Origin of the sequence: Bradyrhizobium sp. CCBAU 11357 (assembly GCF_028128865.1) — a bacterium.
Lineage (GTDB): Bacteria > Pseudomonadota > Alphaproteobacteria > Rhizobiales > Xanthobacteraceae > Bradyrhizobium.
In genome coordinates, this window is sequence record NZ_LBJW01000112.1 from 119,588 (window position 1) to 142,489 (window position 22,902).

25 protein-coding genes are annotated in these 22,902 nt (G+C 65.4%); 13 read left to right on the top strand and 12 right to left on the bottom strand.

The window, feature by feature from the left end; genetic code table 11:
- Window positions 1-340: 340 nt before the first annotated feature.
- Genes XI05_RS34520 through XI05_RS34530 form a run of 3 tightly spaced genes read left to right on the top strand, consistent with a single transcriptional unit; the run spans window position 341 to window position 3,154 of the window.
- On the top strand, window positions 341-1,048 hold the full coding sequence (locus tag XI05_RS34520; RefSeq protein WP_271510245.1) for a Tim44/TimA family putative adaptor protein: 708 nt from the start codon (window positions 341-343) through the stop codon (window positions 1,046-1,048).
- Window positions 1,026-2,567, top strand: coding sequence for a murein transglycosylase A (locus XI05_RS34525; RefSeq protein ID WP_271510247.1), 1,542 nt, complete (start codon window positions 1,026-1,028; stop codon window positions 2,565-2,567). Before XI05_RS34520 ends, XI05_RS34525 begins: the two co-directional genes overlap by 23 nt.
- Window positions 2,564-3,154 (top strand): Smr/MutS family protein, encoded by a 591-nt coding sequence (locus XI05_RS34530; RefSeq protein ID WP_271510249.1) that lies wholly within the window; start codon window positions 2,564-2,566, stop codon window positions 3,152-3,154. Before XI05_RS34525 ends, XI05_RS34530 begins: the two co-directional genes overlap by 4 nt.
- A 182-nt stretch (window positions 3,155-3,336) precedes the next feature.
- Here the strand turns inward: XI05_RS34530 and XI05_RS34535 are convergent, their stop codons facing one another.
- From XI05_RS34535 to hslV, 5 genes are all read right to left on the bottom strand, one after another.
- Window positions 3,337-4,461, bottom strand: a complete 1,125-nt coding sequence (locus tag XI05_RS34535; RefSeq protein ID WP_271510250.1) for a hypothetical protein — start codon at window positions 4,459-4,461, stop codon at window positions 3,337-3,339.
- A 28-nt stretch (window positions 4,462-4,489) separates the two neighbouring features.
- Window positions 4,490-5,794, bottom strand: a complete 1,305-nt coding sequence (gene hslU, locus XI05_RS34540) for an ATP-dependent protease ATPase subunit HslU (RefSeq protein WP_271510252.1) — start codon at window positions 5,792-5,794, stop codon at window positions 4,490-4,492.
- Between the two features lie 49 nt (window positions 5,795-5,843).
- Window positions 5,844-6,455 carry a DUF2585 domain-containing protein gene (locus XI05_RS34545; protein WP_271510555.1) on the bottom strand — a complete coding sequence of 204 codons (612 nt, stop codon included), beginning with the start codon at window positions 6,453-6,455 and terminating at the stop codon, window positions 5,844-5,846.
- Window positions 6,456-6,457: 2 nt separating this feature from the next.
- Complete coding sequence (locus tag XI05_RS34550) at window positions 6,458-6,943, bottom strand: GNAT family N-acetyltransferase (protein ID WP_271510254.1); 486 nt, start codon at window positions 6,941-6,943, stop codon at window positions 6,458-6,460.
- 87 nt (window positions 6,944-7,030) lie between these two features.
- Window positions 7,031-7,591: an ATP-dependent protease subunit HslV gene (gene hslV, locus XI05_RS34555; RefSeq protein WP_271510256.1), complete on the bottom strand. Its 561-nt coding sequence runs from the start codon at window positions 7,589-7,591 to the stop codon at window positions 7,031-7,033.
- A gap of 192 nt (window positions 7,592-7,783) precedes the next feature.
- Here hslV and hisB point away from each other — a divergent pair, with 192 nt between their 5' ends.
- The 8 genes from hisB to XI05_RS34595 all read left to right on the top strand — a co-directional run bounded on the left by hisB (window position 7,784) and on the right by XI05_RS34595 (window position 13,023).
- A complete protein-coding gene (gene hisB / locus XI05_RS34560; protein WP_212257841.1) occupies window positions 7,784-8,377 on the top strand; it encodes an imidazoleglycerol-phosphate dehydratase HisB in 594 nt (197 codons plus the stop codon).
- Between the two features lie 63 nt (window positions 8,378-8,440).
- Entirely contained in the window at window positions 8,441-8,962 is a 522-nt protein-coding gene (locus XI05_RS34565; protein WP_271510258.1) for a DUF2628 domain-containing protein, read from the top strand.
- Window positions 8,959-9,609 (top strand): imidazole glycerol phosphate synthase subunit HisH, encoded by a 651-nt coding sequence (hisH, locus tag XI05_RS34570; protein ID WP_212257839.1) that lies wholly within the window; start codon window positions 8,959-8,961, stop codon window positions 9,607-9,609. Before XI05_RS34565 ends, hisH begins: the two co-directional genes overlap by 4 nt.
- Window positions 9,610-9,763: 154 nt before the next feature.
- A complete protein-coding gene (gene hisA / locus XI05_RS34575; RefSeq protein ID WP_271510260.1) occupies window positions 9,764-10,501 on the top strand; it encodes a 1-(5-phosphoribosyl)-5-[(5-phosphoribosylamino)methylideneamino]imidazole-4-carboxamide isomerase in 738 nt (245 codons plus the stop codon).
- 3 nt (window positions 10,502-10,504) lie between these two features.
- Window positions 10,505-11,278, top strand: a complete 774-nt coding sequence (gene hisF / locus XI05_RS34580; protein ID WP_271510262.1) for an imidazole glycerol phosphate synthase subunit HisF — start codon at window positions 10,505-10,507, stop codon at window positions 11,276-11,278.
- Between the two features lie 89 nt (window positions 11,279-11,367).
- Window positions 11,368-11,691: a phosphoribosyl-ATP diphosphatase gene (locus XI05_RS34585; protein WP_036044993.1), complete on the top strand. Its 324-nt coding sequence runs from the start codon at window positions 11,368-11,370 to the stop codon at window positions 11,689-11,691.
- Between the two features lie 35 nt (window positions 11,692-11,726).
- Window positions 11,727-12,683, top strand: coding sequence for a type I pantothenate kinase (gene coaA, locus XI05_RS34590; RefSeq protein WP_271510265.1), 957 nt, complete (start codon window positions 11,727-11,729; stop codon window positions 12,681-12,683).
- Window positions 12,684-12,783: 100 nt separating this feature from the next.
- Window positions 12,784-13,023 (top strand): hypothetical protein, encoded by a 240-nt coding sequence (locus tag XI05_RS34595; protein WP_271510266.1) that lies wholly within the window; start codon window positions 12,784-12,786, stop codon window positions 13,021-13,023.
- Window positions 13,024-13,068: 45 nt separating this feature from the next.
- Here XI05_RS34595 and XI05_RS34600 read toward each other — a convergent pair whose 3' ends face one another.
- The 5 genes from XI05_RS34600 to XI05_RS34620 all read right to left on the bottom strand — a co-directional run bounded on the left by XI05_RS34600 (window position 13,069) and on the right by XI05_RS34620 (window position 19,414).
- Complete coding sequence (locus tag XI05_RS34600; protein ID WP_271510269.1) at window positions 13,069-14,127, bottom strand: AI-2E family transporter; 1,059 nt, start codon at window positions 14,125-14,127, stop codon at window positions 13,069-13,071.
- 88 nt (window positions 14,128-14,215) lie between these two features.
- Window positions 14,216-14,842, bottom strand: a complete 627-nt coding sequence (locus tag XI05_RS34605) for a histidine phosphatase family protein (protein ID WP_271510271.1) — start codon at window positions 14,840-14,842, stop codon at window positions 14,216-14,218.
- Window positions 14,843-14,925: 83 nt separating this feature from the next.
- Complete coding sequence (locus XI05_RS34610; protein WP_271510273.1) at window positions 14,926-17,169, bottom strand: ATP-binding protein; 2,244 nt, start codon at window positions 17,167-17,169, stop codon at window positions 14,926-14,928.
- A gap of 130 nt (window positions 17,170-17,299) precedes the next feature.
- Window positions 17,300-17,767 carry a hypothetical protein gene (locus XI05_RS34615; RefSeq protein WP_271510275.1) on the bottom strand — a complete coding sequence of 156 codons (468 nt, stop codon included), beginning with the start codon at window positions 17,765-17,767 and terminating at the stop codon, window positions 17,300-17,302.
- 108 nt (window positions 17,768-17,875) lie between these two features.
- Window positions 17,876-19,414 (bottom strand): YifB family Mg chelatase-like AAA ATPase, encoded by a 1,539-nt coding sequence (locus XI05_RS34620; protein ID WP_271510279.1) that lies wholly within the window; start codon window positions 19,412-19,414, stop codon window positions 17,876-17,878.
- A 226-nt stretch (window positions 19,415-19,640) separates the two neighbouring features.
- Between XI05_RS34620 and XI05_RS34625 the strand changes: the two genes are divergently transcribed.
- Complete coding sequence (locus XI05_RS34625) at window positions 19,641-19,886, top strand: PilZ domain-containing protein (protein ID WP_018644993.1); 246 nt, start codon at window positions 19,641-19,643, stop codon at window positions 19,884-19,886.
- Between the two features lie 80 nt (window positions 19,887-19,966).
- Complete coding sequence (locus XI05_RS34630; protein ID WP_271510283.1) at window positions 19,967-20,764, top strand: tetratricopeptide repeat protein; 798 nt, start codon at window positions 19,967-19,969, stop codon at window positions 20,762-20,764.
- A gap of 119 nt (window positions 20,765-20,883) precedes the next feature.
- On the opposite strand, the gene XI05_RS34635 is transcribed toward XI05_RS34630, so the two are convergent.
- The gene (locus tag XI05_RS34635; protein WP_271510286.1) at window positions 20,884-22,173 is read right to left on the bottom strand and encodes an AAA family ATPase; all 1,290 of its coding nucleotides are present in this window, start codon (window positions 22,171-22,173) and stop codon (window positions 20,884-20,886) included.
- Window positions 22,170-22,901: a CpaD family pilus assembly protein gene (locus tag XI05_RS34640; RefSeq protein WP_271510287.1), complete on the bottom strand. Its 732-nt coding sequence runs from the start codon at window positions 22,899-22,901 to the stop codon at window positions 22,170-22,172. The genes XI05_RS34635 and XI05_RS34640 overlap by 4 nt, the downstream gene beginning before the upstream one ends.
- Between the last annotated feature and the right edge of the window lies 1 nt (window position 22,902).

Sequence of the window (22,902 nt, forward strand, 5' to 3'; positions counted from 1 at the left end):
CCGGCTCGTTCCACAAGGACGAACGGTCCCGGACCGGGAATTCGGGCCGCGCTCACGCCTTGGACGCTCATCCTGCCTTTTCCGCGAAATTTCGCCTTAAACGATTGAAGATGCGCGATTTCCGGCCAGGATCGGGTTTCCCCTTAAGCATAAAACGCGCTACACTTGGCGCTGTGCCAAAAGGCGCCATTGGCCGGGCAAGATTTCGTGCCTACATCCCACGGACCTGACGCGGACCTAAAATGGTGATGTAGACTTGCCGTTTCCGAAAGGAACGGTCTACTGGCCGGATTGATTTTCCCGGCAACGAGCCCTGAAAAGACCAGAAAGCGGATACGACGTGGACATCTACACCATCATATTCCTGGCGCTGGCCGTCTTCATCTTCTTGCGGCTGCGTAGCGTGCTGGGGCAGCGCACGGGCAACGAGCGGCCGCCGTTCGATCGCTCCGCCGCCCGCAATGCGCTGGGAGGTGCCCAGGACAACAACGTCGTGACCATGCCGGGCAAGGTGATCGACCAGGCGCCGCTGGCACCGACGGCCGAGCCGACCGCACCGGCCGATCGCTGGAAGGGGCTGGCCGAGCCGGGCACTGCGCTGGCGCAGGGTCTCGATTCCATCGTCGAGAAAGACTCCAGCTTCGACCCGCGCCATTTCCTCTCGGGCGCGCGCGGCGCCTACGAGATGATCGTGCTGGCTTTTGCTAATGGCGACCGCCGCGCGCTGCGCGATCTGTTGTCGGCGGACGTCTATGACAGCTTCGACGCCGCGATCAAGGAACGCGAGAAGAACGAGCAGAAGACCGAGACGCGCTTCGTCTCAATCGACAAGGCCGAGCTCGTCGGCGCCGAGCTGCGCGACCGCAACGCGCAGCTGACCGTGCGCTTCGTCTCGCAGATGATCTCGGTCACCCGCGACAAGACCGGCAACATCGTCGATGGCAGCGCCGAGACGGTCGCCGACATCACCGATATCTGGACCTTCGCCCGCGACACCTCCTCTCGCGATCCGAACTGGAAGCTGGTTGGCACCGGAAGCGCGAATTAAGACTTTCCTGAAGAACAGCGCGACGGCGCTTTGCGCAGGCGCCGTCGTGCTGTCGTCGTTTTCGCTCGGTGCCGAGGCGGCGCGGCGTCACCACCGCAGTCACCACCATCATCTGCCGCGAACGCCTGCCGCTCCGCCGCGGGCCTTGCCCTATCCACAGCTCTCCCTGCCGTTCGAAATTCCCGGCGCGCAATATCTGCCGCTGGCCTGGGCAGACGTGAAGGGCTGGGGCGACGACAATCATCTCGCGGCGTACAAGACCTTCCGCGCCAGCTGCAGGTCGATCAATGCGCAGAATGGTGTGGCCGAACCCAAGGCCGAATCCAAGGCTTTGGGTGCCTCGCTGGCTGAGCCCTGCCGGGTCGCCAAGACGCTCGATCTCACCGACGACGGCAAAGCGAAGACCTTCTTCGAAGAGAATTTTGCGCCGCTGCGGATCTCGCGGCTCGGCGAGCCCGACGGTTTCGTCACCGGCTATTACGAGCCGGTGCTGGAGGGATCGCGGACACAGACCGATGTCTACAACGTGCCGGTCTATCGCCGTCCCTCGAACCTGTTCGTGCGCGGCTACAAGCAGGACTCGGTCAGCCTGCCCAACAAAGGCCCGGTCTATCGCAAGATCGGTCGCCGCAAGCTGGTGCCCTATTACGACCGCGGCGAGATCGAGGACGGCAAGATCGCGGGCCGCGGGCTCGAGATCGCCTGGCTGAAGGATCCGACCGATCTGTTGTTCGCGCAGATCCAGGGCTCGGCGCGGATCAAGTTCGAGGACGGCAGCTCGGTTCGGCTCAATTACGACGCCTATAACGGCTATCCCTACACGGCGGTCGGTCGCATCCTGATCGAGCGCGGCATCATTCCGAGGGAAGAGATGTCGATGCAGAAGATCAGGGAATGGATGACGCAGAACCCTGAAGGCGCCAAGGAGCTGCGCCGCGCGAACCGCGCCTACATCTTCTTCCGCGAGGTCAACCTCTCCGACAAGGAGGAGGCAGTCGGTGCGCAGGGCATTCCGCTGACCGCGGGGCGCTCGATCGCGGTCGACAAATCGCTTCATGTCTACGGCACGCCGTTCTTCATCGAGGGCGAGCTGCCGATCGAGTCCGAGCGCGCCAAGACGCCGTTCCACCGGCTGATGATCGCGCAGGACACCGGCTCGGCCATCATCGGTCCCGCACGCGCCGATCTGTTTTTCGGCGCCGGCGCGGATGCCGGCCGCGTCTCCGGCCGGCTGCGTCACCCCATGCATTTCGTGATGCTGGTGCCGAAGAGTCTCGATCCCGCCCCGCGCGCCGCGAAGCTGCCGATCCCGGACCCCAGGCCTTCGGAGAAGATCGCAAAGCTGTTTCCGCAGACCGATCCGGCAAAGACCGGCACGCCCGTCGCCGCGGCGGCGCAAGGCAAGAGCGAAACGGTTGCCGTCGCCGGCCCCGTTCCGCTGCCGGTGCCGCGTCCCGCGATCGAGCCTGCCCCTGAGCCGCGCCGTCCGGCGAAGAATCGTTCTCCTCGCCCGCAATGAAACGACCGTCCGGTCCGCCCGTGCTGGAGCCTCGCCCTTCGCCGCGCCGTCGCGCGCTGAGCGAGGAAGAGCGCGAGCTGTGGGATCTCGTTGCAAAGCATGTCAAGCCGCTGCGGAAGCATCGCGCGGCCAAGGCGCATGCTACGCCGCGCGCCGAATCTTCGCCGGCGTCCCAGGCGACGAGGACTTCGCTACCGGCAAGGCCGGTTGCCGCTGCACCGGCGCCGCGCGCCGCAAAGCCGTCGATTCCGCCGCTTGCGCCGCTCGGCAAGCGCGAGCGGACAAAGCTGTCGCGCGGCCGCAGCGAGATCGACGCGCGGCTCGATCTGCACGGCATGACCCAGATGCGCGCCCATCGCGCGCTGGCTGGCTTCCTGCACCGCGCCCATCAGGACGGCCTCACTTTCGTGCTCGTCATCACCGGCAAGGGACGCAGCGGCGGCGAAAGCGGCGTGCTCCGCCGCCAGGTGCCGGAATGGCTCAGCCTGCCCGAATTCCGCGCCTTCGTCGTCGGCTTCGAGGAAGCCGCGATCGGCCATGGCGGCGAGGGGGCGCTGTATGTGCGGATCAGGCGGGCAAGGGGTTAGTAGCCCCAACGCGTGCGGCTTCTCTTGCCTCTCCCGCTTGCGGGAGAGGCCGTCGCGCGCAAGCGCGGCGGGTGAGGGCTCTTTCCTCTTGGGGAATCCCTCTGCGGAGACACCCTCTCCCCAACCCTCCCCCGCAAGCGGGGGGAGGGAGTGCACCGCCCGTGCGGCCACATTGTAAAGCCCTAAAACGGCCGGACGATTCCGACGCGCGGGATCAGCGTGAGTATCAAACCGAAGATGTTGGTCTTCCGATCCTCGGCCGGAATCAGCGCAGCTTCCTGCTTGGTCGGCAGCATCTTCACCGCATGCAGGATCAGGAACATGCAGACCGCCCAGTTTGAGATCCAGCGCGAATAGTCGAACACCATCGCGAACATCACGAGATAGGCGACGCTGATGCCGACCAGTGCTGCGATGACGAGCCGCTTGTGCCGTTCGCTCGCGAGCGTGCCGATCAGGCTCGCAAGATAGCGCCACAGCGGCGTGTGCAGCCAGATCAGCAGCGCGAACACGGGCAGGCCGAGGATGTTGTGCGGCAGGCGGCCCCAGGTGTCGGCAACTTCTTTTGCCAGCGGCTGGTACCAGATGTAGGCGAATTGCAAGAGGTCGGTGCGCGCCGGATCGGCCATCCGGCTCTTCAGATAGGCGCCGAAGTCCGCTTCGGGGATCGGCATCGTTCCCATAAACTGCGCGGCGAAGAACAGCGCCGAGACGGCGGCAAGGGCGATCACACCGAAGACGACATTGCTGCGATCACAGCCGCAAGCGAGGTAGTGCCGGATCACGACGATGGTGACGATCGTCGGCACATACATCAAGAGATGAATGTGATGGATCAGCACGAGAATGATCGAGAACAGCGCAGCCGTCGCCACGAAGACCAGCGAGCCCGCCGGCATCAGCAGCAGCACGATCGCCAGCGCGCAGCCATAGATGTCGAAATGGCCGAGCGTGTGCATGAAGTTCTTCAGGAAGAACGGCGAGCCCGCGGTGAAGACGAACAGCGGCAGCGTTCTTCCGGAGAAGCCGAACGTGTTCTGGAAGAGCCTGGCATAAAGGCCCAGCGTTGCAAGCCACGTCGCCCCGCCGAGCGCGAACACCAGCCACACCGGCACCTTCGCCGTGAACAGCGCGACGATCGCCCCGATCAGCGCGCGCTTGATGAAGCCGAAATGATAATCGACCAGGAGATGGATGTAGGGGACATAAGGCGGCAGCTGGATCTTGTGGACGAAGACGCCAACGATGACCGCCGCGTTGATCGCGAGCAGGAGCCGCCAGGGATTTTGCAGGATGCGTACGGTCACGCCGCATCAATAGCGTGACCGCTCCAAATTACAAAATGAACCGGCTCAGATCCGCGTTCTTGGCGAGATCGCCGATGTGCTTTTGCACGTAATCCGCGTCGAGCCGGACGGTCTCGCCGTTGCGGTCGGGGGCGGTGAAGGAGATCTCGTCCAGCACCCGCTCCATCACGGTCTGCAGCCGCCGGGCGCCGATGTTCTCGACCGTTGAATTGACCGCAACCGCGATGTCGGCCAGCGCATCGATGGCGCTGTCGGTGACGTCGAGCGTCACGCCCTCGGTCTGCATCAGGGCGACATATTGCTTGATCAGCGAGGCCTCGGGCTCGGTCAGGATGCGGCGCATGTCGTCGCGGGTCAGCGCCTGCAATTCGACGCGGATCGGCAGGCGGCCCTGCAATTCCGGCAGCAGGTCGGACGGCTTGGCGACGTGGAAGGCGCCAGAGGCGATGAACAGGATGTGGTCGGTCTTGACCGCGCCGTGCTTGGTCGAGACCGTGGTGCCTTCGATCAGCGGCAGCAGATCGCGCTGCACGCCCTCGCGGGAGACGTCGCCGCCGACGCGGCCATCGCGGGCGCAGATCTTGTCGATCTCGTCGAGGAACACGATGCCGTTGTTCTCGACCGCGCTGATCGCCTCCAGCGTCAGCTGCTCGGTGTCCAGGAGCTTGTCGGATTCCTCGTTGACGAGAATTTCGTGCGAGCCTTCCACCGTCAGCCGCCGCGTCTTGCTGCGGCCGCCCAGCTTGCCGAAGATGTCGCCGATCGAGATTGCGCCCATCTGGGCGCCCGGCATGCCCGGAATCTCGAACATCGGCATGCCGCCGCCGGACGACTGCGTCTCGATCTCGATTTCCTTGTCGTTCAATTCGCCGGCGCGCAGCTTCTTGCGGAAGGATTCCCGCGTCGCCGAGCTCGCATTGGCGCCGACCAGCGCATCGAGCACGCGCTCCTCGGCGGCAAGCTGGGCGCGTGCCTGCACGTCCTTGCGCTTCCTCTCGCGCACTTGCGCGATCGCGACCTCGACGAGATCGCGGATGATCTGCTCGACGTCGCGGCCGACATAGCCGACCTCGGTGAACTTGGTCGCCTCCACCTTCAGGAACGGCGCATTCGCGAGCTTGGCGAGCCGCCGCGCGATTTCCGTCTTGCCGACGCCGGTGGGGCCGATCATCAAGATATTCTTCGGCAGCACCTCCTCACGCAGGGAGCCGGTGAGCTGTTGGCGGCGCCAGCGGTTGCGCAGCGCGATCGAGACGGCGCGCTTGGCGTCGCCCTGGCCGACGATGAAACGGTCGAGTTCGGAAACGATTTCGCGGGGGGAGAAGTCTGTCATGTCTGATTAGCTAGGGCGGCAGGCAGCCAAGGACAAGCCGCATTTTGGGTCAGATGATCGGCGGGCCGGATTGCCATTGCTTCACGGCCTCGATCGGATGGATCAGCATCAGGATATTGAGCGTCAGATTGTCGCGAATGTGGAGCGCCAGCACGATCTCGAAGGCCAGCCCCAGCAGCACGGTCGCGGGGACAGGCAGCGCGCGCGCGGCCAGGAACCCGAGGATCATGGCCAGATTGTCCGAGACCGAATTGAGGATGCTGTCGCCGTAATAATCCAGCGAGATGGTGCCGGCGCGGTAGCGCTCGATGATGAAGGGCGAGTTCTCGACGATCTCCCAGGCGCCTTCGATCAGCATCGCGATGATCAGCCGTGCCGGCCAGGAGAGACGCAGTAACGGCAATCGTGCGAACAGCAGCCAGGTCAGGCCGTAGAACAGGAAGCCGTGCAGGACGTGTGAGAACGTGTACCAGTCCGCGATCTGCTGGGAATTCTCCGAGCTGTTCACCACGCCGTGCCACAGCTTGATGGTGCCGCAGGTACAGATCGGCACGCGCCCCATCGCAAGCAGGATCGCGGGCTGCAGCGCCAACAGCAACAGCGCGATGCCGACCCAGGCGAGCGGCGGGACAGCGACCTTGCTCTCGCGGGCCTGCACCAACGTCACGGTTCGCGCACCATCAGCAATGCCGGACCGTCCGGCGTCTCGACCATGCGATCGCGGACGAATCCCGCTTTCTCGTAAGCGCGTATCGCGCGCGCGTTGAGCGGGTCCGGATCGGTGACCATGCGCGGCAGCCCCTGCCGAAACCGTTCGTCGACGAATTGGCGCGTCAACGCCGAACCATGGCCGCGAGCGATCATGTCGCTTTCGCCGATGAACTGGTCGATGCCACGCGTGCCCTCCGGTTGCGGCCCGAAGCCCGTATTCCAGGAGGTCAGGCGATAGCATTGAAGATAGCCGAAGCGCCTGTCGCCGGCCAACACGATGAACTGGTCCAATGCCGGCTCATCGAGATCGCCGCTGACGAGCGAAAACTGCTCGTCCGGATCGCCCCACCAGTCCCTCACATGCGCCTCGCCCAGCCACCGCCGGATCAGCGGCAGGTCGGTCGTGCTCATAGGGCGGAAGGTGTAGCTGAGGGTCATCGAGCGCCTGCGGTGGCGGTGCGCTCCCTCTCCCGCTTGCGGGAGAAGGTTAGAGCCAGTCCGGAGCTTCGCTGTTCAATCACATCCCTACCCCGCCGCCAGGCTCTCGATCGTCACATTCCGGTTGGTGTAGACACAGATGTCCGCGGCGATGTCGAGCGAGCGGCGGACGATGGTCTCGGCGTCCTTGTCGGTGTCGAGCAGGGCTCGGGCGGCCGCCAGCGCATAATTGCCGCCGGAGCCGATCGCCATCACGCCGGCCTCGGGTTCGAGCACGTCGCCGGTGCCTGTCAGCACCAGGGAGACGTCCTTGTCGGCCACGATCATCATGGCCTCCAGCCGCCGCAAATAGCGGTCGGTGCGCCAGTCCTTGGCGAGCTCCACGGCCGCCCGGGTCAGCTGCCCCGGATATTGCTCGAGCTTGGATTCGAGCCGCTCGAACAGGGTGAAGGCGTCGGCCGTGGCGCCGGCAAAGCCGCCGATCACGTCGCCCTTGCCGAGCTTGCGGACCTTCTTGGCGTTGGACTTGATCACGGTCTGGCCGATCGAGACCTGGCCGTCGCCGCCGACCACCACCGTGCCGCCCTTGCGGACCGTTAGAATCGTGGTGCCGTGCCAGCCCGGCGAGCTGTTCTGGGAGTCCTGCATGAAATACCTCGTTGTCCGGCCTGATTTAGGCGGTCAGGGGCTGGGGCACAACGGGCCGTTCCGGCCCTAGATTCTGCTCACCATAGGCGGAAGTGGTGCCATGCTTGAGCGTTCCCGCAGTAGCGAAGGCGTCATTTGGCTGTTAATAGACTGGCGTTTTCGGCTCCAAGCTAGGATGAAAGCCAGCTTTCAATGCGCACCGCGACGATCAAGCGCAAGACCAAGGAAACCGACATCGAGGTCTCCGTGAACCTCGATGGCACCGGCGTGGCCAATATCGCGACCGGCATCGGCTTTTTCGACCATATGCTCGATCTCCTCGCCCGCCATTCCCGCATCGACCTCACGGTCAAGGCGGTGGGCGATCTGCACATTGATTATCACCATACCACCGAAGACACCGGCATCGCGCTTGGCCAGGCGGTCAAGCAGGCGCTCGGCAACATGGCGGGCATCACCCGCTATGCCGGCGTGCACATGCCCATGGACGAGACGCTGACGCGCGTGGTCATCGACATCTCGGGCCGCCCGTTCCTGGTGTTCAAGGCCGACTTCCCCCGCGCCAAGATCGGCGAGTTCGACACCGAGTTGGTGCGCGAGTGGTTCCAGGCTTTTGCCATCAACGCCGGCGTGACTCTCCACGTCGAGACCCTATATGGCGATAACAGCCATCATATCGCCGAGTCCTGCTTCAAGGGTCTGGCGCGGGCGCTGCGCACCGCCGTGGCGATCGATCCGAAGGCGGCGGGCGAAATCCCGTCCACCAAGGGCTCGCTCGGCGGCTGACATCTCCGTCTTGCGGCGAACGCTGCTGGCGGCATCACTGAATTTCGAGAACGGGGCATCACCATGCCTGTCTACACAGTTCACGCTCCCTCACCCGCCGGAGCCGATCTGCGCGCGGCCGACAAGTTCGTGTTCGTGCGCGACGGCTTCCATTTCTGGGCGATGATCTTCGGTCCGTTCTGGCTGCTGTGGAATCGGCTGTGGCTGGCGTTGATCGGCTATCTGATCTTCGTGGCCGCGTTCAACGCGGGGCTGTCGAGCCTCGGGCGCTCTTCGATCTTCTTCGCCGATCTCATCGTCGCGGTACTGATGGGCTTCGAGGCCTCGAGCCTGCGCCGCTGGACCTTGTCGCGCGGCAAGTGGCGGCAGCTCGACATCGTCGTCGGCGACGACGGCGATACCGCGGAGCGCCGCTTCTTCGAGCGCTGGAGCGAGAAGAACGGCATCGCTGGCGATCAATGGACCATCGATCGCGGCGGGCCGCCGCCGACCCGGAGCGTGCCGGGCCAGCCATTCTCGAACCCGCCGCCGATTCCGGCCGGCGGCATCATTGGGTTGTTTCCAGAACCGGGAGGGTCAAGATGAGCGTCGCCATCATCGATTACGGTTCCGGCAATCTGCATTCCGCCGCGAAAGCCTTCGAGCGCGCCGCGCGCAGCCTGGAGAGCCCGCAAAAGGTCTTCGTCACCAGCGATCCCGACCAGGCTTACGAAGCTGACCGCCTGGTGCTGCCCGGCGTCGGCGCCTTCGCCGATTGCCGGCGTGGGCTCGACGCCGTCAACGGCATGGTCGAGGCGATCACCGAAGCGGTGCGCGTCAAGGCACGGCCGTTCTTCGGCATCTGCGTCGGCATGCAGCTGATGGCGAGTCGCGGCAAGGAACACGTCATCACCGAAGGCCTGAACTGGATCGGCGGCGACGTCGAGAAGATCACGCCGCGCGATGAAAACCTGAAGATCCCGCACATGGGCTGGAATACGCTCGAGGTGCTCAGGGAGCATCCGGTGCTGGACAAGCTGCCGCTCGGCCCGAAGGGCCAGCACGCTTATTTCGTGCACTCCTACCACCTCAATCCCGCCAGCGAGGCGGACGTGCTCGCGCGCGCCGATTACGGCGGGCCCGTCACCGCGATCGTCGCGAAGGACACCGCCATCGGCACGCAGTTTCACCCCGAGAAGAGCCAGCGCTTCGGTTTGGCTCTGATCTCGAACTTTTTGCGGTGGAAACCGTGATGGATTCCACGGCTTTCACCTCGTCATTGCGAGCGCAGCGAAGCAATCCAGCGTCTTTCCGCGGCGGCAGTCTGGATTGCTTCGCTGCGCTCGCAATGACGGAGTGCTTAGCTGGCAAATCCGTTCCCATGATGGGGACGAGAGCAGGTACGATATGATTCTCTTTCCCGCGATCGATCTCAAGAACGGCCAGTGCGTGCGCCTCGAGCAAGGCGACATGGAGCGCGCGACCGTGTTCAACCTCAATCCCGCCGCGCAGGCGCAGAGCTTTGCCGCGCAGGGCTTTGAATATCTCCACGTGGTCGACCTCGACGGTGCCTTCGCCGGCAAGCCGGTGAATGCTGGGGCGGTCGAGGCGATGCTGAAGACGATCAAGATTCCGGTGCAGCTCGGCGGCGGCATTCGCGATCTCAAGACCGTCGAAGCCTGGCTCGACAAGGGCATCACCCGCGTCATCATCGGCACCGCCGCGGTGCGCGATCCGGAGCTGGTGAAGTCTGCGGCGAAGACATTTCCCGGCCGCGTCGCGGTCGGGCTCGATGCGCGCGACGGCAAGGTCGCGGTCGAAGGCTGGGCCGAGACGTCGCAGGTCACGGTGCTCGAGATCGCAAAGCGCTTTGAGGATGCCGGCGTTGCCGCCATCATCTTCACCGACATCGCGCGCGACGGCCTGCTCAAGGGCTTGAACCTAGAGGCGACGATTGCGCTGGCCGATGCCATCTCGATTCCCGTGATCGCCTCCGGCGGCCTCGCCTCGATCGAGGATGTGAAAGCCATGCTGACGCCGCGCGCGAAAAAGCTGGCCGGCGCGATCGCGGGCCGTGCGCTCTACGACGGCCGGCTCGATCCGGCTGCGGCCCTCACCTTGATCCGCGACGCGCGCAGGAGCTGACCCATGTTCAAGGTGCGCGTGATCCCCTGCCTCGACGTCAAGGACGGCCGCGTCGTCAAGGGCGTCAACTTCATCGATCTGCGCGATGCCGGCGATCCCGTCGAAGCCGCGATCGCCTATGACGCCGCCGGTGCCGACGAGCTCACCTTTCTCGACATCACCGCGACCCACGAGAACCGCGGTATCATGCTGGACGTGGTCCGGCGCACGGCGGAGGCCTGCTTCATGCCTGTTACCGTCGGCGGGGGCGTGCGCGAGGTCAACGACATCAAGACGCTGCTGCGCGCCGGCGCCGACAAGGTCTCGATCAATAGCGCCGCGGTGTCGCGGCGCGAATTCGTCAAGGAAGCTGCCGAGAAATTCGGCGAGCAGTGCGTGGTTGTCGCGATCGACGCCAAGCGCGTCAAGCGTCCGGGCGGCGACCGCTGGGAGATCTTCACCCATGGCGGACGCAACTCGACCGGCATCGACGCCATCGAATATGCCGAGGAAGTGGTTTCGCTCGGCGCCGGTGAAATCCTTCTCACCTCGATGGACCGCGACGGTACAAGGCAGGGATTCGACATTCCGCTGACCCGCGCGATCGCCGACAGCGTTCCCGTTCCCGTGATCGCCTCGGGCGGCGTCGGCAATCTCGACCATCTCGTCGACGGTATCCGCGACGGGCACGCCACGGCCGTGCTGGCCGCCTCGATCTTCCATTTCGGGGAATTCACCATTCGCGAAGCCAAGGAGCACATGGCGCGGCGTGGGCTGCCGATGCGCCTGGATGCCTGACGACTCCGGTTCGTAACGATGCTACATTGGCGGATGGGGATGGCCGCCGTGGCCAAACCTGTTGCCAAGCGTGTTTCCGAGTGAGTCCGATGCCGCGTTTCACGATCCATGATCTGGCCGAAACCATCGACGCCCGCGCGGCGTCCGGCGGCGAAGCGTCCTATACCCGCAAGCTGCTCGACAAAGGCCCCGAGCATTGCGCCAAGAAGTTCGGCGAGGAAGCAGTCGAAACCGTAATCGCTGCAGTCGAAAACGATCGCGCGCATCTGATCGCTGAAAGTGCCGACCTGCTCTATCATTTCCTTGTGCTGCTGAAGGCACGCGGCATAAAGCTGGAAGAGGTCGAGGCGGCGCTGGACAAGCGGACCTCGATGTCGGGGTTGGAAGAGAAGGCGTCGCGCAAGGGCGGCTAGGCAAGGCGAAGAGATCGCAACGGAAAGGCGGCGTCATGGATATCCGCGCACCCGAGCAGCAGTACAATCCCTACCGCGTCTATACGCGCGAGCAATGGGCGCGACTGCGCGACGATACGCCGATGACGCTGGAGCCGGGCGAGTTCGACCGGCTGCGCTCGTTGCACGACCGCCTCGACCTGCAGGAGGTCGAGGACATTTATCTGCCGCTGTCGCGGCTGTTGTCGATCTACGTCGACGCGATGCAGCGGCTGTATTACGCCGAGCGTCAGTTCCTCAACATCCGGGATCGCAAGGTGCCCTACATCATCGGGGTCGCCGGCTCGGTGGCGGTCGGGAAATCCACCACGGCACGCGTGCTCCAGGCGCTCTTGGCACGCTGGTCGCCGCGGCCGAAGGTCGAGCTGATCACCACGGACGGATTTCTCTACCCCAACGCGGTGCTCGAGCGTCAGGGCATCATGCAGAAGAAGGGTTTCCCGGAGAGCTACGACCTGCCGCTGCTGCTCAGCTTCCTCTCCGACATCAAGTCCGGCCGCGGGCACGTCCGCGCGCCGGTCTATTCGCATCTGACCTACGACATCGTGCCGAACCAATGGGCCGAGGTCGACCAGCCCGACATCCTGATCGTCGAAGGCGTCAACGTGCTGCAGACCGGCAAGCTGCCGCGCGACGGCAAGGCCGTGCCAGTCGTCTCCGACTTCTTCGATTTCTCGGTCTATATCGACGCCGACGAAGCGGCCCTGCGGCAATGGTACATCAAGCGCTTCCTGGCGCTGCGCGATACCGCATTCACCAATCCCAAGTCCTATTTCAACCGCTACGCGCTGTTGTCGGACGAGGAAGCCACTGCCACCGCGATCGCGATCTGGGAGCGCACCAACCTCGCCAATCTCGAGGACAACATCCTGCCGACCCGGCCGCGTGCGACGCTGATCCTCAAGAAGGGCGCCGACCACACGGTGGAGAGCGTGGCGCTCAGGCGTCTGTAATCGCCCCGGTGCGCTGCCATGCCCGTTCGAGCATGGTGTCTTTTGTTGCAGACCAATAATGGGTATTCCGCTATTCCTTGGAAAACGGCGGGGGCACACCATGGTTGATCGTCTCAGGAGCGCTGCGGAGCAGCTGGAAGCTCCGATCTGCCCAGATTGCCATCTGGAGATGAAGTGGTTCCGCTCGGAACTGCTCGCCGACGAGCCGACCCCGGTTATCGCGCATCTCTTCGTATGCCCGCACTGCAAGCGCGCGGCGCAGGCAAATACCGTCTTCCACGGAGGCCAGACGACGCCCGACAAGCTCTCTGCGCCGCGCTTCACTGCCTCGGCTGCTTGACATTCCGCGTTGGCCGGATCGCCCGCGCCAGGCCCGATATGACGGTCATTTCCGGGCTCCCTGTTGCACCTTCGCGACGACGAAGATGTGCCACGTCGTCAGAAACATCGCGGCGACGAGCGGGCCGATGACGAAGCCGTTCGCACCGAAGGTCGCAAGGCCGCCCAGGGTGGCAAGCAGCACGACATAGCTTGGCATCTGGATCGACTGGCCGACCAGGATCGGGCGGAGAAAATTGTCCGCAAGCCCGATCACGAAGGTGCCGAAAGCGAGCAGGATGAGCCCCTTCGTGACTGCGCCTGCCACGAGCAGATAGAGCGCGACCGGAACCCAGACCAGGGCGGAGCCGAGCACGGGCAGCAGCGAGACCAGCGCCATGAGCGCGCCGGCGAGCAGCGGCGCCGTCAGGCCGAGCAGCCAGAAGATGAGCCCGCCAAGTGCTCCCTGGATCAGAGCGACGAGAACGATTCCTTTGATGGTTCCACGAACCGCCAGCGTGAAGGCATCGAGGATTTCGGCGGTATGGCTCGGGCGCAGCGGCAGCGCGTCGCGAATGCGGGCATTGAGCTCGTCACCGTCGCGCAGCAGGAAGAACAGCAGGTACAGCATCACGAGCAGGCTTGCGACGAACTCCAGCGTCACCTGACCGATGTTGATCGCATGTCCGGCCAGTTGTTGCCCGGCAGGGACGACCAGACCCGACAGGCGTTCCCTCAGGGATGAAAAATCGATGCCGGCCAGGCGATCCAACAGGGACGCAGCCCAGTCGGGAAGCGCGGATTTCAGCTGCTGCAGGGGATGAGCGAGGCTGATCTCCCCGCTCTGAATGCGCTGATATAGCTCTCCGCCCTGGTCGATGAGCGAAGCGATGACGATCGCTACGGGGATGAGGACCATGACGACCACCACGACGACGGTGATGAGTGCGGCAAGGTTGTGCTTCCCGGGCATGGACTTCAGGACCCGTCGATAGAACGGGGCGAAGATGATGGCCAGCAGCGTGGCCCACAACACGGCACCGGAGAACGGCCAGAGCACCCAGGCGAACGCAACGGAGATCGCGCCGAGCAGGATGAGGAATGAACGGTCTTCCGATGTTCTCACGTGTTCGCCAGCTCTTCACTCGTTCGCCACACGACGTCCGTAGCACGACATCGTGGTGGAGCGGCAGTCCTGGCCGCTTCCCGGTCCCTCACCTGCCCGCTTTCGCGATCCAATCCGCAAGCTTGATGCGACCGGCTAAGGTGGCGGGGCCCGAGCTGCCGGCCTTGTAGACGAAGGCCTCGCCTTCCTGGATGTCGCCGGCCTCCTTGCCGAAGGCATCGGCGATGTTGGTCTTGTGGGTGATTAGGACCGTGTTGGTGCCCGCCTTCGGCGGCGCATCGACGAGCTGGCGCACGGCCTGCCCGGCCTTGGCATTGGCGCCGGTCGGGTTTGCCATTCCCGATGCGCTGGCGTTGCTGCTGTCGGTCAGGGCATCGACCGGCATGACCTCGTGGCCGGAGATCAGCTTGCCGGTCTCGACCGCGCGGTTCAGCCGGCTGGTGTAGACATCGCCGATCGGGATCGCGAGGTCCCTGATCGCCATCCCGATCTGGCGCGCCGCCTCCCTGCCCTTCTCGCTGAGCTGACGCTGGGCGCTCATGTCGTCGAACTTGAAGGGATAGACGTCCTTCTGGCTGTCGTCAGTCGCGGTATGCCGGAAGATCAGGACGTAGCCGCCCTGCTTGAGCGACATGAGATCAGGTGTATCGGCGGCTGCGTGCCGGACGCTTCCGGCGAGGAAAACAATGAGGGCGAGGCGGCAAAGCACGTTCATGCGCAAAATCCCCAGTAGCAAATGCCCCCTTGAGGATCGTGACGCGCAACGCGCGCGATTTCAATTACGATCGCCGGACGAGATCAGGTTCCCGTGAGATCCGGAACTGTCAGGTGCCGGGACGCGGCGAGGCCCGCGAGCGCCTCCTCGAGCTTCTCGCGGTCGAGCGGCTTGATCAGAAATCCGTTCATGCCCGCTTCGAAGCAGGCATAACGATCCTCCACCAGCGTGTTGGCGGTGAGCGCCAGGATCGGCGTGTGCTGAGCGCCAAGGGCGGCCTCATGCGCGCGGATGCGCTTTGTCGCCTCGATGCCGTCGAGCTGCGGCATCTGGATGTCCATCAGCACGAGATCGTAGGGCGTGCCGGCGGATGAGGCCGCGAGCCAGGATTCCAGCGCGGCCTCGCCATGGACGGCGATGACGACGCGGTGGCCGAGCTTGGCCAGCAGCGAGCGCATCAGCAAGGCGTTGATCTCGTTGTCCTCGGCGACGAGGATCGACAGGCCCTTCGCCGGCGCGGGGCCAGCGGACGCCGCCGGCGGCTCCGGCGCGAGATCGGGCGAGGCGACCTCCGGGGTCAGAGCTAGACGCGCGGCGAGCGAGGCTGCGCGCAGCGGCTTCACCAGAAAGCCGGTGAAGGCCGGCGACAGCTTCTCGTGCCGCGAGCTCGACGTCAGCAGCACGAGGCGCTGCAAGGCATGCGCGCGGGCGGCTTCACCGAGGTGGTCGGCCACGGCAGGGCCGATCGCACGATCGATCAGTACCGCGTGCCAGAAACGTTCCGGCAGCAGCGCTTCGGCGACCGCCGCATCCGCAACCAGGCAGGTCTGGCCGCCCCAGCGCTCGAGGCGGCGTGCGATGAGCGAAGCTTCGATGCCGTCGGCGACGAGCAGCATCGACTTGCCGGTGAGGTCGGGGCTCGGAAATGCGGTCTGTCCCGCGCCGCCTTGCGAGGGCGGAAGCGGCACCGCGACCTCGAAGGTCGAGCCCTTGCCCGGCTCGCTCGTGAGCGTGATCCGGCCGCCCATGCGCTTGACGATGCGCTCGCTGATGGCAAGGCCGAGCCCGGTGCCGCCATAGGTGCGGGCGACGCGCTCGTCGGCCTGCTCGAACTCGCGGAAGATGCGCTGCTGGGCTTCGGCTGCGATGCCGATGCCGGTGTCGCGGACCAGGAAGCTGATCTCGTTCGGCCAGATGCCGGGCTCGACGATCATCGCCACGCCGCCGTGGCTCGTGAACTTGATGGCGTTGCCGGCGAGGTTCAGCAGCACCTGGCGCAGCCGCGCGGCGTCGCCGACCACTTCCAGCGGCAGGCGCTCGTCGACATAGGCGGCGATCTCGAGCGACTTCGCCTGCGCGCGCGGCGCGAGCAGCTCGGTGATCTCCTCGACCAGGGTCGAGAGCGCGAAGGGACGTTGATCGAGGTCGAGCTTGCCGGCCTCGATCTTGGAATAGTCGAGCAGCTCCTCGATCAGCGCCATCAAGGCTTCGCCCGAGGTCTTCACTGCTCTGGCATAGGTCACCTGCTCCGGCGTCAGATTTGTGTCGAGCAACAGGCCGCCCATGCCGATGATGCCGTTCAGAGGCGTGCGGATCTCGTGCGAGGCCATCGCCAGGAAGCGCGACTTGGCGCGGTTGGCAGCGTCGGCCTGGTCGCGCGCATCGGACAATGCTCGCTCGGTCTCGGTGCGGTCGGTGACGTCGCGTCCGACGCTCTGCAATTCGGCGGGCTGGCCGGCATCGAGGCGGACATAGCCCTCGCGCCAGGCGATCCAGCGCGCGCCGAGCGGCGTTGCGATCTTCTGGTCGTGGATGCGCGTGCCGCTGCTCTCGCGGGCGCTGTCGCCCTGCTCCAGCACGTCGAAATCGAAGCGCGTGCCGACCAGCGCGCTGCGCGCCTGTCCTGCGAGCGCGCAATAGGCCTCGTTGGCGAAGGTGATGCGGCCATCGGTAGCGCGCAGCACGATGAGGTCGCCCTGCTGCTCGAACAGGCTGCGGGCGCGCTCTTCCGCCTCCTTCAGCTCCCAATTGCGGTCGATCAACGCTTCGTTGTGGGCGGCGAGCGTCCGCAGCCGCTTATTGACGAAGCGCAGGCGCATGCTCAGCGTCGCAAGGCCGAGACAGGCGAGCGCGAACAGGAAGCTGGCGCCGATCGCAAAGGTGTGGGGATCGTAGCCGGAATTCTCGGACCGGCTGCCGGAGACGAAACCATAGGCGCCGCCGAACGTCGCCGAGAAGATCATGAAGGAGCGGATCGCGAAGGCGAGCCTCGGATGCTGCCGCCTGAAGCGACGCATGCGCACCTTGATCCGGAACGTCCGACCCATCACAACCGACCCTTGGCAACCGACCCTTGCCTGAAACCCCGCCGCCGCATGCGACGATGGCCCGCCGACCTTGCGAACAGCTTGCGGCTGTGGCGCCGCCTCCGAACAGGGTTGACGAGGTGTTAACGGTTTAAAGCGAAGCCGCCTGGAAGCGGCCATGGCTGCCGCGCGCACCGACGACCAGGGCTGCCGCCTCGCGCGGCGAGAACGTCTTCGAGCGCACAAAGATGCGGTAATCCGCCGGGCCTTCGCTGGAGAGATAGACCACCTGGCCGCCGTCGACCGGCTGCGCGGCGATCGAGACGAGACGCGTCGAGGGACTAGCCTGGCAGGAGTCCGGCTCGGAGCCGAGGCCGTCGTCGACCACGGCAAAATCCGCCGCGTCGGCATCGTCGGTGATCTGCACCCGGACCGTGGCCCGCGCGGGATCGTCGGTGAACGCGACATGCACGCCGGCGGTCCAGAACAGCGAGGTGAGCTCGACCGATGTGTCGCCCAGCGCGATGCAGGGATGCGACACCGAACCGATCTCGGCGCGGGCGAACACCGCAGCCGCGAGCAGGGGAACAGCCGAGGCCAGGAACTTGAAACGCAACATGACGCTCTACTCGCCGGGCCCCGGGAACTCACAATCGAAACGCGTCGGGCCTTATGGTTTGCAGAGCGTAAAGGAAAGTCGTTACCGCCGGGTTGACGCGCGCGGCGCTTACGCCAATTGGCGCACATCCTCCGCGAGTGCGCGGTAGGACAGCGCCTCGGCAAGGTGGAGGCGGCCGATCTTGTCGGCATGGTCGAGGTCGGCCAGCGTGCGCGCCACGCGCAGCACGCGGTGATAGCCGCGCGCCGACAGGCGCATCGTCTCGGCGGCGTCGCGCAGCAGTTTCTGACCCTGCGCGTCCGGCTTTGCGATCTCCTCCAGCACGGAGGCGGGGGCCTCGGCATTGGTGCGGACATGGGGCAGGCCTGCATCCGCATAGCGCGCCAGCTGGATGTCGCGCGCAGCCGCCACGCGGGCGGCAACCTCGACCGATCCCTCCGCCGGTGGCGGCAGGATCAGGTCGGCGGCGGTCACCGCCGGCACTTCGATGCGCAGATCGATGCGGTCCATCAGAGGACCGGAGATGCGCGCCTGGTAATCGCCGGTGCAGCGGTCGATGCGGCCGCGCTTGCAGGCATAGCCGGGCTCGAACGCATTGCCGCAGCGGCAGGGATTCATCGCCGCGACCAGCATGAAGCGGGCAGGGTAGGTGACGCGATGATTGGCCCGCGACACCGCGACCTCGCCGTTCTCCAGCGGCTGGCGCAGCGAATCCAGCACGCGCGGATCGAACTCCGGCAATTCGTCGAGGAACAGCACGCCCTGATGCGCCAGCGAGATCTCGCCGGGCTTGGCGCGCGCGCCGCCGCCGGTGAGGGCTGCCATGCTGGCGGAATGATGCGGCGAGCGGAACGGGCGCCGCGCCGTCAGCGCGCCGCCTTCGATCTCGCCGGCGACGGAGGCGATCATCGAGACCTCCAGCAACTCGCCTGGCGAGAGCGGCGGCAGGATCGAGGGCAGGCGCGCGGCCAGCATCGATTTGCCCGCGCCCGGCGCGCCGATCATGAGCAGATGATGGCCGCCGGCGGCCGCGATCTCCAGCGCGCGCTTGGCGCTCTCCTGGCCCTTGATGTCGCGCAGGTCGAGCGGCGAGGCGGCGGCCTCGTGCACCTTCGGCGTCGGTCGCGACAGCACCTGCGTGCCCTTGAAATGGTTGGCGATCTGGATCAGCGAGTGTGCGGCTATGATCTGAATGTCCGGGCTCGCCCACGCCGCTTCGGAGCCGCAGGATGCCGGGCAGATCAGCCCTTCCTCGCGCATATTGGCGCCAATCGCGGCGGGGAGGACGCCGGCCACGGGCGCGATCGAGCCGTCGAGGCCGAGCTCGCCGAGCACGGTAAAGCCGGTCAGCGCATCCGGCGGGATCGCGCCGATTGCCGCCATCAGCCCGAGCGCGATCGGCAGGTCGTAATGGCTGCCCTCCTTGGGCAGGTCGGCGGGGGCCAGATTGACGATGATCCGCCGCGCCGGCAGTGCCAGCCCCGAGGCGATCAGCGCCGAGCGCACCCGCTCGCGCGCCTCCGACACTGCCTTGTCCGGCAGGCCGACGATGGCGAAGGCCGGCAGGCCGGGCGCGACCTGCACCTGCACGTCGACCGCGCGGGCCTCGATCCCCTCAAAGGCGACGGTGGAAACCCGCTGAACCATGCCGAACCAGCCTGCTTTGTCCTGCAATTAGGGGTAGCAGAGCGCGACCTGTTCCGCAAGAACAATACGGGAACGATCTCCCGGCGCCGGGCCAAATCCTAACCAGACGTAAACGCGCCGCGGAAACTACGTCTCGAATGCGGTCGGCTGTCCTCAGCACATCCCAACGAATGTCCGCTACTGCTAGGCCTGCGGGATGGGCCGTGGTCTAACGGGTGAAAAGTAAATGCTTGCAAATCGCCGGAGAAGCGAACGTCGGGTGTGCAGCCGTCTCGCCAAGATCCATTTTGGCGCGGGCTCGCTGCCGCGGGATTGCACGATCACGGACATTTCGGATGGCGGCGTGAAAGTGGTGGCGGAATTTTTGGAAGTGCCGCCGCAATTCACCATCATCTTCGCGCCCGATTATTCCCGCCAATGCCGCCTGCGCTGGCGCATCGGCTGCGAATTCGGTGCCGAATTCGTCGACTGAACCTCGACGGGCCCGCCTCCTTAACGGGACTTTAGCGTTAATCGGTAAGCATCTCTGATCAGTTGCCGAGTGATCAGAGTATGTCCAAGCGTTCGTCCCTCGCTTTTTCCCCGGCGAGATATCTGTGTTCTGCCGTCCTGATCCTTGCCCTCGGCGGCTGTCAGACCACCGGCATCGAGGACGTCACCGGCGCGCTCGGCGGCAAGAAGGAGTCCGCCGCCAAGGACGGCGCCAAGTCTGACACCAGGGCCGACGCCAGGCCGGAGATGGACGCACTTCGCGAGCGCTATCGCGCCAAGCCCGGCGATCCCGCAATGGCGATCGAATACGGCAAGGCGCTGCGCGACAGCGGCCAGCGCGCGCAGGCGGTCGCGGTGCTCGAGCAGGCCGTGCTCGCCCATCCCGGCAACAAGGCGCTGCTCGCCGGCTATGGCCGCGCACTCGCCGACAACGGCAATTTCCAGCAGGCCTTCGACGTCCTCGGCCGGGCGCATTCGCCCGAGGATCCCGATTGGCGCATCCTGTCGGCGCAGGGCGCAGTGCTCGATCAGCTCGGCCGCAACGAGGAAGCGCAGCAATATTACGCCGCGGCGTTGAAGATCGTGCCGAACGAGCCGACCGTGCTGTCCAATCTCGGCCTGTCCTATATGTTGCAAAACAATCTGTCGAAGGCCGAACAGGTGCTCGGCCGCGCCTATCAGCGCAATCAGAACGATGCGCGGGTCCGCGCCAATCTGGCGCTCGTGCTGGGATTGCAGGGTCGCGAGGCCGAGGCTGAAATCCTCGTGAAGGCAGATTTGCCGCCGGACCAGGCCGCGGCCAAGGTCGCGGCGCTGAAGCAGCTGCTGGCGAAGAAGCAGCAGCGGGCGGACAGGTAATCCGCCCTAAAGCATGATCCGGACCCGAAGGGCCGCGCTAGCGCAAAGTGTGTAGCGGTTTTCCCTCGCGACAAACGCGGAACGCGTTTGCGCGGAGATCATGCTCGAATAAGCTGCGCCTACGACGCCTTGCGATGCGGGGCCGAGCCGCGTCCTGACTTGCCCTTCAGCTTCTTCAAAAGCGGCTCGAGCAGCGAGCGCTTCGGCTTCTTCACCTCGCCGCGGCCGGCGAGGCGGTTCGCCATGTTCTGAAACAGAACGGTGGTGCGGTGGCTCCTGGAGACTTCCGCGATCATCTGGCCGTTATTGGCCGCGGTCGAGAACAGTTTCGAATCGAACGGGATCACCGCGATCGGCTGGCTCTCCATGGTCTTGGCGAAGGCCTTGACCTCGATCTCCGCGCGCTTGGGCATGCCGACCTGGTTGATGCAATACAGCGGCGGCCGGTCGTTCGGTCGCGCCGCCTTCAGCACGCTTAGCATGTTCTTGGTGTTGCGCAGATTGGCGAGATCGGGCTCGGCCACGATCACGATGTCGTCGGCGTTCACCAGCGCGCGGCGGGTCCAGCCGGACCATTGATGCGGAACGTCGAGCACGATGCAGGGCGTCGTCATGCGCAGCGTGTCGAACACCGCGTCAAAGGCTTCGGCGCCGAAATCGTAGACGCGGTCGAGCGTGGCGGGCGCCGCCAACAGGCTGAGGCGATCGGTGCATTTGGCGAGCAGGCGCTCCATCAGCGCCGTGTCCGGCCGGTCCTGCGACAGCACCGCATTGGCGATGCCCTGCACCGGATCCTGGTTGTAGTCGAGGCCCGCGGTGCCGAAGGCGAGGTCGAGATCGATCACGACGGAATCGAGCGAAAGGTCGCGGGCGATGGTCCAGGCCAGATTATGCGCGACCGTGGACGCGCCGACGCCGCCCTTGGCGCCGACCACCGCGATGACGCGGCCGGTGATGATGGCCTCGGAGGCCGAGAACAGGCTGCAGATCGAGCGGACCACGTCGAGCGTCTCGACCGGTCCGACCACGTAGTCGTTGACGCCGCGGCGCACCAGCTCGCGATAGGGCGCGGTGTCGCTGGGGCTGCCGATCACGACGACGCGGGTGCCGGGATCGCAGACGCCGGCGAGATCGTCCAGTCCCTCGAGGATGTCGCGCGTGCCGTCGGACTCGATGACGATCACGTTCGGCGTCGGCATGGATTCATAGGCTTCGATCGCCGCGGCAAGGCCGCCGTCCTTGGCGCTGAGGTGGGCCTTGGCGAGCCGGCGATCCTGGCCAGCCGCCGTCACCGCCTTGAGCGTCTGCTCGGTCTCGCAAAAGGCTTGCACCGAAATGCGAGGAACCGGCGCGATATGTTCCTCGGGGTGCTGCGGATCGTCCGTGTCTTCGTCATGGATGGCTGTCATCTGCCGGTGTCGCTGAGTTTGGCCTTGTCGGATTCGGGATAGGTGGTCGTCGTCGTCGTGCCCTTGCGATAGCGCTCGAACGCGATGTCGCGCCGTGCGGTATAGGCGGGCGTCTCGGCGCGCGGTTGCTCGAGGTCGGCCGGGTTGTCGATCATCGCCGCGAGATTGCGCTGGCTGGCGCAGCCCAGATTGAAATAGGGCCGGTTCTCGTTGTAGCCGGGATCGAGGATGTTGGGGCCGATGTCTTCCGGCCACAGCCCGCAAGGGCCGGCGACCGCGGTGATCTTCGAATAGCTGAGGCGGATGGTGGGCAGCAGCCCGGGATCTTCAGGGCGATAAGGACGCTGGACGATGGCGCGCGACGGCACGCCGCCGGACGTGAGCACCGAGCGGATCTCGTGATAGGTCGCGGACGCCGCGCGCGAATTGGCGGTGTCGACGGGCACGTCGACGACGACGGAGCCGCTGCCTTCGCGCACCCAGTCCCGCGCGATGCCAGCAACATCCGCATGCTGCGCAGCCGAGAGACCGCCTCTGCTCTTGCCGACGAAGATCACGATCGACTTCTTGCCTTCCTGCACCGCGATCGGATGGCGCTGGCGATAATCGGTCGGCACCGTCTGGGTGACGATCTCGGTGGTGTTGCAGGCGCCCAGCATGACGGACAACCCCGTCAGTGCCAGCGCGATGCTGACGTTGCGACGTCGATCGGCTCTCGTCTTCGTCATC